The organism is Pseudidiomarina taiwanensis, assembly GCF_003987435.1.
Classification (GTDB): Bacteria; Pseudomonadota; Gammaproteobacteria; order Enterobacterales; family Alteromonadaceae; genus Pseudidiomarina; species Pseudidiomarina taiwanensis.
On record NZ_PIQG01000001.1, the window covers coordinates 661,345 to 676,354 of the forward strand.

At 49.9% G+C, this 15,010-nt stretch carries 11 protein-coding genes; 10 read left to right on the plus strand and 1 reads right to left on the minus strand.

From position 1 onward, the window contains the following. The first annotated feature begins 7 nt into the window (after positions 1-7). The 8 genes from CWI83_RS03150 to CWI83_RS03185 all read left to right on the plus strand — a co-directional run bounded on the left by CWI83_RS03150 (position 8) and on the right by CWI83_RS03185 (position 11,613). Positions 8-1,615: a carboxyl transferase domain-containing protein gene (locus CWI83_RS03150; RefSeq protein WP_198677232.1), complete on the plus strand. Its 1,608-nt coding sequence runs from the start codon at positions 8-10 to the stop codon at positions 1,613-1,615. 10 nt (positions 1,616-1,625) lie between these two features. Continuing rightward, positions 1,626-2,426 carry an enoyl-CoA hydratase-related protein gene (locus CWI83_RS03155; RefSeq protein WP_126825587.1) on the plus strand — a complete coding sequence of 267 codons (801 nt, stop codon included), beginning with the start codon at positions 1,626-1,628 and terminating at the stop codon, positions 2,424-2,426. Then, positions 2,423-4,396 (plus strand): acetyl/propionyl/methylcrotonyl-CoA carboxylase subunit alpha, encoded by a 1,974-nt coding sequence (locus CWI83_RS03160; protein ID WP_126825590.1) that lies wholly within the window; start codon positions 2,423-2,425, stop codon positions 4,394-4,396. The genes CWI83_RS03155 and CWI83_RS03160 overlap by 4 nt, the downstream gene beginning before the upstream one ends. Beyond that, positions 4,393-5,298: a hydroxymethylglutaryl-CoA lyase gene (locus tag CWI83_RS03165; protein ID WP_126825593.1), complete on the plus strand. Its 906-nt coding sequence runs from the start codon at positions 4,393-4,395 to the stop codon at positions 5,296-5,298. Before CWI83_RS03160 ends, CWI83_RS03165 begins: the two co-directional genes overlap by 4 nt. Positions 5,299-5,300: 2 nt before the next feature. Continuing rightward, entirely contained in the window at positions 5,301-7,247 is a 1,947-nt protein-coding gene (locus CWI83_RS03170) for an acetoacetate--CoA ligase (protein WP_126825596.1), read from the plus strand. Between the two features lie 53 nt (positions 7,248-7,300). Then, entirely contained in the window at positions 7,301-9,409 is a 2,109-nt protein-coding gene (locus CWI83_RS03175; protein WP_198677233.1) for an EAL domain-containing protein, read from the plus strand. 25 nt (positions 9,410-9,434) lie between these two features. Next, positions 9,435-11,078: an electron transfer flavoprotein-ubiquinone oxidoreductase gene (locus CWI83_RS03180; RefSeq protein WP_126826063.1), complete on the plus strand. Its 1,644-nt coding sequence runs from the start codon at positions 9,435-9,437 to the stop codon at positions 11,076-11,078. A gap of 130 nt (positions 11,079-11,208) precedes the next feature. After that, entirely contained in the window at positions 11,209-11,613 is a 405-nt protein-coding gene (locus CWI83_RS03185; RefSeq protein ID WP_126825601.1) for an H-NS family histone-like protein, read from the plus strand. Between the two features lie 53 nt (positions 11,614-11,666). On the opposite strand, the gene CWI83_RS03190 is transcribed toward CWI83_RS03185, so the two are convergent. Beyond that, positions 11,667-12,308, minus strand: coding sequence for a hypothetical protein (locus CWI83_RS03190; RefSeq protein WP_126825604.1), 642 nt, complete (start codon positions 12,306-12,308; stop codon positions 11,667-11,669). A gap of 199 nt (positions 12,309-12,507) precedes the next feature. On the opposite strand from CWI83_RS03190, the gene tsaA reads away from it, so the two are divergent. Then, positions 12,508-13,224 carry a tRNA (N6-threonylcarbamoyladenosine(37)-N6)-methyltransferase TrmO gene (gene tsaA / locus CWI83_RS03195; RefSeq protein WP_126825606.1) on the plus strand — a complete coding sequence of 239 codons (717 nt, stop codon included), beginning with the start codon at positions 12,508-12,510 and terminating at the stop codon, positions 13,222-13,224. 54 nt (positions 13,225-13,278) lie between these two features. Beyond that, positions 13,279-14,988: a proline--tRNA ligase gene (locus CWI83_RS03200; protein WP_126825609.1), complete on the plus strand. Its 1,710-nt coding sequence runs from the start codon at positions 13,279-13,281 to the stop codon at positions 14,986-14,988. Positions 14,989-15,010 lie beyond the last annotated feature (22 nt).

The following is a 15,010-nucleotide window of genomic DNA, read 5'->3' on the forward strand; positions in this document are numbered from 1 at the left end:
AAATCTCGTGACAGTGCTTAAATCAACAGTCAACCCCAATGATGCGACCTTCATTGCCAACCATGAGGCGATGACTGCGGTCGTGGATGACCTGCGCGCTAAGCTCGCAGTGATCCAACAAGGTGGTGGTCCGAAATATCAAGAGCGTCATCTCGCCCGCGGTAAACTGCTCCCTCGGCAGCGTATCGATAAGCTTTTAGATAGCGGCTCAGCGTTTCTTGAAATCGGTCAGTTCGCTGGTTTCGAATGTTATGAGGAAGATGTCCCTGCGGCAGGCGTTGTGGCTGGTATCGGAACCGTCGAAGGTGTGCAGTGCATGATCATCGCTAACGATGCCACGGTAAAAGGTGGAACTTACTACCCGCTGACTGTTAAAAAGCACCTGCGCGCTCAAGACATAGCGGCACGTTGCCGTTTGCCGTGTATTTATCTGGTTGATTCGGGCGGTGCCAACCTCCCCCGCCAAGATGAGGTGTTCCCAGATCGCGACCATTTTGGCCGGATTTTCTTTAATCAGGCCAATATGTCAGCGCAAGGAATTCCGCAGATTGCGGTGGTCATGGGCCTTTGTACTGCCGGTGGTGCGTATGTCCCGGCTATGGCTGATGAATCAATTATCGTTAAAGAGCAAGGCACTATTTTTCTTGCTGGGCCACCTCTGGTCAAAGCAGCGACCGGTGAAGAAGTCAGCGCCGAAGAGCTCGGTGGAGCCGATGTGCATACTCGTATTTCTGGCGTTGCCGATCATTATGCCAGTAACGATGAACATGCGCTCGCACTGGCTCGACGCTCTATTGCTCGCCTTAACTTTCAGCCCGCGCAACCTTTGCAACCCAGCGCTGTAAAGCCACCGCGCTACCCTGCCGATGAACTTTATGGGATCGTTGGCACCGATTTACGCAAGCCGTACGACGTTCACGAAGTCATCGCTCGCATTGTTGATGACTCAGATTTTGACGAATTCAAACAAAACTATGGCACGACCTTGGTTACCGGCTTTGCGCGGATTCACGGCTACCCGGTCGGAATCGTCGCCAACAATGGCATTTTGTTCTCAGAGTCTGCGCAAAAAGGCGCTCACTTTATCGAGCTCTGCGCGCAACGAAAAATTCCGTTGGTATTCCTGCAAAACATCACTGGCTTCATGGTTGGGAAAAAATACGAGGCCGAGGGCATTGCCAAACACGGAGCCAAAATGGTGACCGCCGTCAGTTGCGCCCAAGTACCTAAGTTTACCGTGTTAATTGGTGGCAGTTATGGGGCCGGTAACTACGGCATGTGTGGCCGTGCTTACGATCCAACCTTAATGTTTATGTGGCCGAATGCACGAATTTCAGTGATGGGCGGTGAGCAAGCCGCGGGTGTTATGGCGCAAGTAACAGGTGATAATCTTCGTCGCCAAGGGAAAGAGTTCAGCGCTGAGCAAGAGCAAGCCCTGAAACAACCGATTATTGATCAATACGAGCGCCAGGGGCACCCCTACTATGCCTCAGCGCGGTTGTGGGATGACGGTATTATAGACCCAGCGCAGACTCGCGACGTGCTCGGCTTAAGTCTCGCCGCCGCCAATAATGCGCCGATTGAAGCAACTCGCTTCGGCGTGTTCCGGATGTAAGGAGCGGGTTATGAACTATCAACATATTGATCTGGACATTAAAGCAGCGACTGCATACCTCACCATGCAGCGGCCTGAGGTTCACAACGCCTTTGATGATCAGATGATCGCTGAACTCATTGATGCGCTGGAGACCGTCGATAACAACCCGTCGCTGCGGGTACTGGTGCTCCGCGCTGAGGGGCGCAACTTTTCAGCGGGTGCAGACCTTAATTGGATGCGCTCCATGGCGAGCAAGAACTTCGATGAAAATATCGAAGATGCCGGGCAACTATCGGCCTTGATGGAACGCTTAGACCAGCTGAGTAAGCCGACCATTGCGGTCGTTCAAGGTGCGGCGTTCGGTGGTGCGGTTGGACTTGCAGCCTGTTGTGATATCGTATTGGCCGCTCCAACCAGCAAGTTTTGCTTAAGTGAAGTGAAAATCGGTCTCATCCCCGCGGTGATTAGTCCTTATGTCATGCGTGCGCTTGGGGTGCGCCAATCGCGTCGCTTTATGTTAACGGCAGAAGTCATCAGCGCCGAGCAAGCACTGCAATTCGGCTTGGTCCACGAAGTCACCGATGCGCTCGAACAGCGGCTCGCGGAACTCGTTCAACAGCTGCTCAATAATAGTCCTGCGGCAGTAACCGCAGCGAAACGTTTGGTGCTCGACCTCGAGCAGAGACCACTTGATCCTGAATGCCGCCAAATTACCATCGAGCGAATTGCAGCGATTCGCGTTTCGGCTGAAGGGCAAGAAGGTCTGAATGCGTTTCTCGAAAAACGCTCGCCCGCCTGGCAACACACTCCGAGCGAGGAATCTGAATGATTAACAAGTTACTTATCGCCAACCGTGGCGAAATTGCCGTGCGCGTCATCCGTACGGCCCAGCGCATGGGCATCCAAACCGTCGCTGTTTATTCGGCCGCAGACCAGTTTGCACAGCACGTCAAACTGGCTGATGAAGCAGTTTTTATTGGCCCGGCGCCAAGCAATGAAAGCTATCTGGTGATCGATAAGATCATCGCCGCAGCACAACAAACCGGAGCGGATGCCATTCATCCAGGATATGGTTTTCTCTCTGAGAATGAAGCGTTTGCAGAGCGCTGTGCAGCAGAGAATTTAATTTTTATCGGCCCACCAACGAGCGCGATCGCTGCGATGGGCTCAAAAAGTGCGGCCAAGGCTATCATGAGCGAAGCGCAGGTACCCTTGGTCCCTGGCTATCATGGTGAGCAACAAGCAGCCGACTTTCTGTTAGCAGAGGCAGAGAAAATTGGCTTTCCAGTGTTATTGAAAGCGGCTTATGGCGGTGGCGGCAAAGGCATGCGTATCGTCGCCAATAAAGCTGAGTTTCAGGAGGCACTTGAGGGGGCACAGCGCGAAGCTCGAGCGGCCTTTGGGAACGATAAAATTCTAGTCGAGAAGTATATTGGCAATCCGCGCCATGTTGAGATTCAAGTCTTTTGTGATCAGCACGGTCATGCAGTTTATCTGGCTGAGCGAGATTGCTCAGTGCAACGCCGTCATCAAAAAGTGATCGAAGAAGCCCCCGCCCCAGGTATCGCAGACGCCACCCGCAAAGCCATGGGTGAAGCTGCAATCCGCGCTGCCCAAGCAATTGACTATGTTGGTGCGGGAACTGTCGAATTCTTATTAGATGAAGACGGCTCGTTCTACTTCATGGAGATGAACACTCGTCTGCAAGTTGAACACCCAGTGACCGAGATGGTGACAGGGCAAGATTTAGTCGAATGGCAAATTTTGGTCGCCAGTGGTGCTCCGTTACCGCTGCAACAAGAGCAAATTCAAGTATCTGGCCACGCTTTCGAGGCAAGAATTTATGCCGAAGACCCCGCCCATGAATTTTTACCCAGCACGGGCGTGCTCAATCATTTGCGGACACCAGCTGAATCAGCATACCTGAGAATTGATTCAGGAGTGGTTGAAGGGGATGAAGTTAGTGCCTATTACGACCCCATGATTGCCAAGCTAATCGTCTGGGGGGAAACCCGCGAAATTGCGCTTGGCCGCCTTATTGCTGGACTCAACCAGTACCGGATTGGTGGCGTCAAAACCAATATCGATTTTCTCCGCGCGATTGCTCGGCAACCGCAGTTTCAAGCCGTTGAACTTTCAACCCGGTTTATCGAGTATCACCAGCAGCAATTATTTGCAGCGAGTGCTGAACTTGATCTGGACTACTACGCAACGCTGGCAACTCTGGCCGAGGCCAGTTACGAGCAACAACACAGTGATCGCAATCAGGTCTGGTCGCAGCTGCAAGGATTTCGCTTGAACCAAGCCGCAGTCTATCAACTCGACCTACTCCATAACGAGCAGCTCGTACAAGTCGAACTAGAACGCTCGGGAGACGGCTGGGTGAATCGTCGTCAGCCGCAGCAACATTATCAGGTGACGCGCCAAGATGATGGCTTGCAAGTTCGCTGTAACGGCCAACAGCAAACGGTTTACGTTTTTCATAGCGGCCATGATGTAACGGTTTTCACCGAGCAAGCGAGTGTCACCTTTACCCGCCATTTAGTCGCTGATACCTTAACTCCGAGTGCGGCAGCAGGTTCACTTGCAGCCCCGATGAATGGCACTATAGTGCAGGTTTTAGTGAAGCCAGGCGACAGCGTTGAAGCTGAGCAAGCGCTGGTGATTATGGAAGCAATGAAAATGGAATATACCATTCGTGCGCCAGTCGCAGGAACCGTCACCGAAGTCTACTATCAAGCCGGTGACTTAGTCGCTGATGGTGCCGAATTATTGAGTCTCGAAGAGGACGCCGAATGAGTCTACCGAAGCGCGTAAAAATCGTCGAAGTCGGCCCCCGCGACGGCTTGCAAAATGAGCAACAAGTCAGTACCGCAGCAAAGGTTGAGCTTATCAACCGCTTAACCGCGGCGGGCATGTCTTATATCGAAGCAGGCTCCTTTGTCAGCCCCAAATGGGTCCCGCAGATGGCCGATTCGGCTGCAGTAATGAAAACTATTCAGCGCGCGCCGGGCACGACTTATGCGGCATTGACTCCGAACTTGAAAGGTTTTGAGGCTGCGCTTGAGGCAGGCGCAACTGAAGTTGCGATTTTTGGTGCAGCTTCAGAAAGCTTTAGCCAGAAGAATATTAATTGCTCAATCGCAGAGAGTTTAGCGCGCTTCGAACCCGTACTGAAAGCTGCGCAAGCGCATAACCTGCCGGTTCGTGGTTACGTCAGTTGCGTGCTGGGCTGCCCCTACGAGGGCGCGATTGAACCCAGTAAAGTTGCCGAGGTTGCGGCACAATTAGCCGAGCTCGGCTGTTACGAGATTTCCCTTGGCGATACCATCGGAGTTGGCACGCCGCTGCAAGCGCAGCAGATGTTAAGCGCCGTAGCAGAACGCGTTCCCATGCAACAGCTCGCACTCCACTTTCACAATACTTACGGACAAGCACTCGCGAATATCGCCAGTTGCTTGCCACTCGGTGTAAGTACGATTGACAGTGCGGTTGCCGGTTTGGGTGGATGCCCTTATGCGCGCGGCGCTAGCGGCAATGTCGCCACTGAGGATGTGCTTTACATGCTTGCAGGAATGGGCATCGAAACCGGTATTGACCTTGATGCTGTGATTGCCGCGGGACTTACTATTTGTCGTCAGTTAGGGCAAACCAGTCGATCCAATGTTGCCCTAGCTAAAGCCAGTCAATGCGAGGAATGATAATGAACGACCAACCGCTCTGGCAGCCCTCGGCTGAGCAAATTGAAAGCGCTAAAATGACTGCTTTCATGCACCATATTAATCGCACTGAACAACTTGAACTTACCCATTACCATGAACTCTACGATTGGTCAGTGCGCGAAAGTCAACGTTTTTGGCAACATATCTGGGAATTTTGCGGAGTCATCGGGACGCCCGGCGAGCGCGTCGTAGTCGACCAAAATAAATTACCAGGAGCCCAATGGTTTCCTGACGCCCAATTGAATTTTGCTGAAAACTTACTGCGCCGTAACGACGACCACCCTGCACTCGTCTTTCGCGGAGAAAATGGCACCCGCTCAGAACTAAGTTATCGGCAGTTACGGGAACAAGTGGCGGCCTGTCGCAGCTTTATGCGCCAACAGGGTATTGGCAAAGGTGACCGAGTCGCAGCCATGCTCCCCAATACCATCGAAACCATAGTGGCGATGTTAGCAACGACCAGTTTGGGCGCTATTTGGGCGTCCTGTTCGCCTGATTTTGGCGTGGCCGGAGTGGTGGATCGGTTTAGTCAAATCGAACCCAAGTTATTCTTGTGCGTAGACGGTTATTTTTACAATGGCAAGACCCTCGACATTGCCGAAAAGGTCGATGCTATCAGGGCTCAATTACCCACTGTTGAGCACACCATTCGGGTCGACTTTGCCCAGCTTGGACATAGCCTAAGCGCAGCCATGAGCAGTTGGAGTCAGGTGCTCGCGACAGCAGCTGAACCCCTAACCTTCACCTCAGTGCAGTTTAACGACCCGCTCTACATTATGTTTAGCTCAGGTACCACGGGTGTGCCCAAATGTATCGTCCATGGTGTGGGTGGCACTCTGCTGCAGCATCTAAAAGAGCATGCTCTGCACACTAACTTGGGCTCTGAAGATGTGCTGTTTTACTTCACCACCTGCGGCTGGATGATGTGGAATTGGTTAGTCTCAGGCTTGACCCAAGGGGCCACCTTGGTGCTGTTTGATGGTTCACCGTTCGCGCCGCAACCAAGCATTCTCTGGGACATTGCCGAGCAAGAACGGATAACTGTATTTGGTACCAGCGCAAAATACCTTTCAGCGCTAGAAAAAGAACAATATGCGCCGGCTCAACACCATGACTTGAGCGCTCTGCGCACCATCTTAACCACAGGATCGGTATTACCGCCCGAAAGCTTTGATTATGTCTACCGTGACATCAAACAAGATCTCTGTTTGTCCTCGATATCCGGTGGTACAGATATTATTTCTTGCTTTGCTTTGGGCAACCCAGTGTTGCCGGTATACCGTGGTGAACTCCAGTGTCGTGGGCTAGGTCTCGATGTCCAAGTATTTAATGACGATGGTCAGCCCGTTCGCCAGCAAAAAGGTGAATTAGTCTGTCGCAATAGCTTTCCATGTATGCCGCTTGGGTTTTGGAACGATGTCGACGGTTCACGCTATTTCAATGCCTACTTTGCACGCTTTGAAAACATCTGGGCGCATGGTGATTTCGCCGAGTTAACCGCACATGACGGAATGATCATCTATGGTCGTTCTGATGCTGTTCTGAATCCAGGTGGCGTACGGATCGGTACTGCGGAGATTTATCGTCAAGTTGAAAAGGTCGAAGCTGTGCTCGAAAGCATCGTCATTGGCCAGCAATGGCAAGGCGATGAGCGTCTTGTCTTGTTTGTTAAGCTGCGCGATGGCTTGACCCTTGACCCAAGCTTACAACAAGAAATTCGCTCGACCATCCGCGCCAATGCGACACCGCGTCATGTCCCGGCAGTGATTGCTCAAGTCACAGATATCCCACGCACACGCAGTGGTAAAATTGTCGAACTAGCCGTTCGGCAAGTGGTACATGGCGAGCAGGTGAAAAATACCGATGCCCTTGCCAACCCCGAAGCGCTCGAGCAATTTCGTCAACGACCCGAGCTTGAGCAAAGCTAATGATGCGCTATTGGCGTCAGCTTAGAGCATACTTGATAACCCTAGGATTAGGCGTGAGCTTTATCCTAGGGCTCAATTTGCTGCTTGCTGAGGCCGACCGCAAGCAAATCGAAACACAGCAAATCGAGCGTTTGAATTTACTGGAAATCAATTTAAGTCGCGCGCTCCTGCAGCAATTATTTTTAACCGAATGGCTCGCAGCAGACCTCAGTTCACATCCAGATATTGTTGCCGAATTGAGTGAAACTGGGGTCATTATCCAGCGTTTCTATCCTTTAATTGAGCAAATATTTTGGATCAATGATAGCGCTAACGAGGCGATTAATGGCCAAGCGGTGTTACCAGAAACCAATTGGACCAAAAGCACTGACCGACGCTTGGCACTCAATGCTAAATTAACTCCCCTGCTAAATGAGGTGCCGCCGGGCAGTGCCGTGATCAGTCAAGACCCTTTGCGCCATGTGCTGATCGCAAGTCGAATTGATAACGACTTTAATCTGGGCAAAATCGTATTGCTGATCGATCTTGAACAGTTACTGCAAGAGGTCATGCGTGTAGCGATTCAAGAAGGCGACCAATTACTTATCTTTAATCCGCAAGAAGAGCTTTATTTAAATATTGATAGTCGAGACTTGTATTACGATTGGCGGGTCAGTTCGCAACTCCGTCTCGCCAATCAAGTGTATACCATTGAGCTGTGGCCAAGCCCTCAACGTCTTGCCCAAATGACCTTTTTATCACCGCCACAGCGGCTTACGATCAATCTGATCTTGGTGGGGTTACTCGGTTATGCGCTCTGGCTTCAATACCTTAAGCAACAAGGGCAACGCCGCCAGCAGCAATTAGCAGAACGCATTCATGCAACTGAAGATCAATTTAAACGGCGCGAGTATCAGCTTCGGAGCAGTCTTGAACTTGACCCACTTACCCAGTTACCGCATCACACTCAGTTCATCCGCGAATTACGTGAGCGCCTTAAAGAGGTGAATTCGCAACCCTTGTCATTGTTGTACCTTACCCTGCCACACAGCATGAATTTGACCGCAAGTTTAGGCTTATCCATCACTGATAAGCTGGTGCAAAAGATCTCGCGCCGGCTCCTGCGGAATTGCACCGATGGTCAGCAAATTGCGCGAATCGGCTATGCTGAGTGGGTGGTGATGAGTCCAGCACAGCAAGCTGCGCTGTTTGAGAGTGAAGAGTTATGGCAGCAACTCAATAGCAAAGCATTTATCGACGAGTTCGAACTCTGCCCTTATTTACGCCATAGCAGCATGACAATTGAAAGCGATAACCTATCGGCCGAGTTTATTCTCACCAGCTTGGCTCAACAAACCGCAGCCAATGCGCTCAGCGATACGCCAACTGCCCTTGCCAGCGTCACTGATCACGATTGTGCCCGCGCCCTCTGTCGTAGCGTAAATAACGAGCAATTACTGATCATGGCAGAGCCGATTCGTAACATTCGCTCGCAAAATGTGGTGGCGATTGCAACCAAAGCATTTTGGCGCTTGGATGAATATCGCCTTATGCAACCGCGTGAGCTCGAACAGAATATCAATGCGCTGGGCTTAATCGAGCCATTTACTCGGGAGCTTGTTCGCCAGAGCTTCGCACTCTGGCAAGCTGCGACTTCGCTGCAGCCGTCGTTAAACTTGCAGATTCGCCTTAGCTTGGAGCAATTACATTGGTCAGAACTCGTGCCACTGCTGAAAAGCCAACTACTGCGAACCGAAGTCGAAGCGCGAAACTTAACCCTGATAATTGATTGCCGCGCGGCCCAAACAGTGAGTGAGGCGTCTCTTCTGCGCACCAAAGAACTCGAGTCTTTAGGCGTTGAAATTGGGCTGTTGGTGAACGGCATGAATTTCGATTTAGCTCAGCTTTTGGATGAAAATTGGCTCCAGATGGTTACAATAGATGCCGATATCATTGCCAAATTGCCGGCTGATAGCGTTGCCGCAACGCTCGTTAACCAAATACTAGAACTCGCTCATACGCAACAAGTCGATTGCTTGGCTGAGGGAGTTCAAAATCAACAGCAACTCGATTTTTTGTTGCAGCGCCAATGCCAATATGCGGCTGGAGGACTTATTTCTGCGCCACTTAGTAAAGAGCAATTATTGCTTCGAATTCGGCAATGGCAATCCGGCTCTGAATAAGGAGAAACTAATGCAAACTGAAGCTATTCAACGGGAAAGTATGGAGTTTGATGTCGTCATCGTTGGGGCCGGTCCTGCTGGACTTGCGAGTGCAATCCGCTTGGCCCAATTAAGCCAAGAACATCAACAAGACTTAATGATTTGTGTGGTTGAAAAAGGTTCTGAAGTCGGTGCCCATATTCTCTCTGGTGCTGTATTCGAGCCGCGCGCATTAAACGAACTGATCCCGAACTGGGAAGAGCTCGGTGCGCCACTTAAAACAGCAGTAACCGATGATCATATTTTACTCCTTAAAGATGCTGAAAAACATCGTAAGCTGCCTAACTTTATGGTGCCGAAGACCTTCCATAATGAGGGGAATTACATCGTAAGTATGGGCAATGTCTGTCGTTGGCTGGCTGAGCAAGCTGAAGCACTTGGCGTCGAGATTTTTCCTGGCTTCCCAGCCGCTGATATTATAATTGAAGACGGTCGAGTCGCTGGCGTTATTACCGGTGATATGGGTGTTGGCCACGACGGAGCGGCGAAAGATAGCTTCGAGCCAGGGATGGAACTGCGAGCTCGCTACACCATTTTCGCAGAAGGGTGTCGCGGCCATCTCGGTAAACGTTTGCAGCAGCAATTTAAGCTCAATGAAGGTCGCTCACCGCAACATTACGCCATTGGCTTCAAAGAAATCTGGGATATCCCTGCTGAGCAACATCAACCGGGCTTGGTCGTTCACACTGCGGGCTGGCCTCTGGATCAAAATGGCACCGGTGGTGGCTATCTATACCACGCCGAAGACGGCCAAGTGTATGTCGGCTTGATTGTCGATTTGAACTACACCAATCCATACTTGAATCCATTCGCTGAATTTCAACGCTACAAAACGCATCCAGCGATTGCAAAAACGTTAGCTGGCGGTAAACGGGTCACTTATGGCGCTCGCGCCATCGCCAAAGGAGGTCTTTATTCGCTGGCGAAAATGACCTTCCCAGGTGGAGTTTTAGTGGGGTGTAATGCCGGAACGCTTAATTTTGCCAAAATTAAAGGCAACCATACCGCAATGAAATCAGGAATGTTGGCCGCTGAGGAGATCTTTAAAGCGCTTCAACAAGCTGAAGTTCCTACTGAGCTGGCTGATTTTGCCAAAGCGTTTGAACAATCTTGGGTTTATGATGAACTCTACCGGTCACGTAACTTTGGCCCAGCGATTCATAAACTCGGGACCTTCTGGGGCGGCGCATATAATACCCTCGACCAAAATTTCTTTGGCGGTAAATTACCTTTCACAATGAAAGATGAGCGCCCAGATCATGAAGAAATGAAAACCCTAGAACAAGCTCAACCTATCGACTATCCAAAGCCGGATAATACCTTAACCTTTGATCGTTTATCGTCGGTTTATTTATCAAATACCAACCACGAAGAAGATCAGCCTTGTCATTTAAAATTAAAAGATGCCGCTATTCCATTGACGGTTCATCTGCCTAAATTTGATGAGCCCGCGCAGCGTTATTGCCCTGCAGGAGTTTATGAAGTGGTTGAAGAAGATGGGCAAAAGGTATTTAAAATTAATGCGCAGAACTGCATTCATTGCAAAACTTGTGACATTAAAGATCCATCTCAAAATATTACTTGGGTGACACCAGAGGGTGCTGGAGGTCCGAACTATCCGAATATGTAATCGCTTTATTTATTGCCGATTCATTTCGATGTAAGATATTTCTGACACGATAATAATATTGCTGTCTTTAACTTGGTTATATTTAATAACCCATGTTCAAAATATATTTATTAATAGATGGTTCATTCTAATGACTGATATTTTAAAAATCTTAACCCATGGACGACGGTTAAAAGCAGCGGTAAAGGAATTATCAATTGAAGAAATTATTGCAGTAAAAGAAAAACTCGAAAAAGTTATCGAAGATCGCAAAGTTGAAGAAGCGGAAGCGCGTGCTGCAGAAGCACAACGCCAAGCTAAAATTCAGGAACTTCGCGAAGCGATGGCCGCCGCAGGAATTGCGCTGGATGATTTAGCCGACGGTTCGGTCAAAACAGCAAAACCGAAACGCAAGCGTGCACCTAAGCCGGCTAAATATGCCTTTACTGATCCAAGTAGCGGTGAGCGATTGACTTGGACGGGCCAAGGGCGGATGCCAAAAGTCTTGAAAAATAGGCTCGATGCGGGTGCCAAACTCGACGACTTTCTGATTTAAAAAAAAGGCCCGGCAGACTTGCCGGGCCAACAACCACTCTCAGGGATAATCGTTTATTCTTTTATCGTCAGAGTGATTTCGCCCACTCCAACATCAACATTCACTTTCGCTTTACCGCTACCGCGAGCGTTGCTCGATGCCGCCACCATATAACGGTTTGATTCCACTTCACTCAAGCCGCGAATCACACTATCGCCAACTCCCACATCAGCATTGATCCGCCCAACTGCACCATTGACTAAGAGTTCAACCTCTCCAACGCCAACATCTATATTGATGTCCATGGCTTGTAACTGACCTTTCACTTCGCCGACGCCAAGGTCAAGGTCTAGGGCAGCCATTTGCGGCAATTTAACGACCCATTCATAGGCGATATCATCTTCCTCACTGACGCTCAGTTGCAGCCGGTCAGCGCGCTGTTTCGTCACTAATTCGACTGCGTCCAGGTCATTTTTTCGCCAATTAAAATCATCATCGGCAGTCGCCAACACAGTCACTTCAACTTGCTCTGCTGAAGTCGGTTCGAAGCGAATACTTCCCACTCCAAAATCAATTTGTAACTCTGTTTTTGCGGAGACGTTATAGCTCCCGGTGAGCTCTTTTTCACCTTCTTTAGCACTAACGGGCATGGATACAAGGGTTGTTCCGGCAATAATGGCAAAGGCGAAACCCCAAACTTTTGCTGACATTTTCATTGTTCACTCCAGTACGTATTAATGACGAATCGTTTTATCTTCTACCAAGAGATAAGCAATCTTCGTGCCAATTTATAACCAATTGATTTATAGTGGTTTTGCGAATATTTCTGGTATTCGCGCTTTATCGAAATAGCGCTTTTGCTCAGAATATGGTGAAATTCACCTATTCATTCGCGGCATTCTTGACTCAGTATAGATGACAATCGCACACCACACTCTCGAGGTGATCGGCACCATTCATTCACCTTACCGGCAAAAGTTTGCGATTCCTCGCCAACCCGGCCTCGTCACAGCGGCAACTGCAACCATTGAGCTGCACGGAGCTTATGCTCATCCAGACTGTGTCCGCGGCCTAGCAGAGTTCTCGCATATCTGGGTGCTGTTTTTATTTCATCAAACCATTGCCGGTGGCTGGAAGCCCTTAGTCCGCCCACCGCGCTTAGGTGGGGATGTAAAGAAAGGGGTGTTTGCCAGTCGCGCCACCTATCGCCCAAACGGCATTGGCATGTCAGTGCTGCAACTTAAACAGATTGAAAGCGACAGTGATGGCACCCGTATTATTGTCCAAGGTGCCGATCTGGTGGACGGTACTCCGATTATCGATATCAAACCTTACCTGCCCTATTCTGACGCCTTACCAATGGCAACGGGTGGTTATGCGGACAGTCGCCCGCAAACCGAACTCACCACTCGGTTTAGCGATGTTGCCCAAGCTCAATTGGCGCAATTTGCGCCTGCGTATCCACAACTGGCAGAACTTATCGACCAAGTTCTGCGCCAAGACCCGCGCCCGGCTTACAAACGTTCAGACTTAAAGAATAAAACCTACGGCATGAATTTGTTCGATCTGAATATTAAATGGCAGGTAATCGGCACTGAAAATCATGTGATTAGTATCACGAAGGACTTTTGAGCAAGCGACGCTGCTGATAGAATAGCGAATATTATATCTGGCCCCGAGGGAACTATGCGCAGTCGCCACTACCTACTAGCTACACTAAAAGAAACACCTGCTGATGCCGAAGTGATCAGTCATCAATTGATGCTTCGCGCTGGACTTATTCGTAAAGTTGCTGCTGGCCTCTACACTTGGACCCCAACCGGCATTCGCGTGTTGCGTAAAGTCGAAGCTGTGGTCCGCGAAGAAATGGTCCGTGCCGGTGCCTTAGAAGTACTGATGCCGATGGTACAACCAGCCGATCTGTGGCAAGAGTCAGGACGCTGGGAAGACTATGGCCCAGAATTATTACGTCTACACGATCGCAACCAACGTGATTTCGTGCTCGGCCCTACCCATGAAGAAGTTATCGCTGAGTTGGCCCGCAAAGAGATTAGTAGTTATAAACAACTGCCGCTTAATTTATTCCAGATCCAAACCAAATTCCGCGATGAAATTCGACCACGCTTCGGGGTCATGCGTGCGCGTGAATTTTTAATGAAAGACGCCTATAGCTTCCACCTCGACGCTGAGTGTCTCCAACAAACCTACGACACAATGTACGCTGCTTATTGTCGGATTTTCGAGCGACTGGGGCTGGATTATCGCCCAGTTATCGCCGATACCGGCTCGATCGGTGGCAGTGTTTCCCATGAGTTCCATGTCCTTGCTGACTCAGGTGAAGATGATATCGCTTTCTCTGATAGCTCGGATTATGCTGCCAATGTTGAATTAGCTGTTGCGCTCGCACCAACGACTGAGCGCCCTGCACCAACGCAAGCGGCTACTAGCATCACTGCGACTTCGCTGGAAAGCGCTTGCGAACAAGTCGGTCTATCCCTGCAGCAAGCGGTTCGCACTTATCTCGTCAAAGCGGCTGAGGACCAAGCACAGCCGTGGATCGCGGTGGTTGTTCGTGGCGATCATCAGCTCAATGAGATTAAACTCGGGAAATTGCCAACTGTGGCAAGCCCAGTTGAATTTGCAACAGCGGCTCAAATAAAAGAACTCTGTGGCTGCGACGCTGAAGCAGTTGGACCTTATCAGCTGCAGTTCCCTGTCATAGTCGATTACAGTGCTGCAGTATTGGCAGATTTTGTTGCTGCGGCGAATGCCAACGGCGCATTCATGACCTGTTTGAACTGGGAGCGCGATATTACCATCGCCGCACAAGCAGATATTCGCAATGTTGTTGCAGGTGACCCAAGCCCATGCGGTAAAGGTCAGCTTGAAATTAAGCGGGGTATCGAAGTGGGTCACATTTTCCAACTTGGCACAAAATATTCTGATGCCATGAAAGTTGGTGTTCTCACCGAAAGTGGCAAACATGAAAACTTAACCATGGGTTGCTATGGGATCGGTGTCAGCCGAATTGTCGCCGCCGCCATCGAACAAAATCACGATCAATACGGAATCAAATGGCCGACCGCACTGGCACCATTTGAGGCGATTATTATTCCAATGAATATGCACAAATCAGTGCGTGTCCAAGCGACTGCTGAACAGCTCTACGCTGAACTGTGTGAACTCGGCGTTGATGTGTTATTCGACGACCGCAAAGAACGCCCAGGTGCGATGTTTGCTGATGCGGAATTGATTGGTGTTCCACATCAAATCATTATTGGTGAACGGAATCTTGATAGTGATTCGGTCGAATATAAAAATCGCCGCACCGGTGAAAAAGAACTGGTAAAAATTACTGATCTCGCTCAATTTATCCAACAACGACGGGCAAGCTAAAAGCCGTCAGTAAATACCTTAA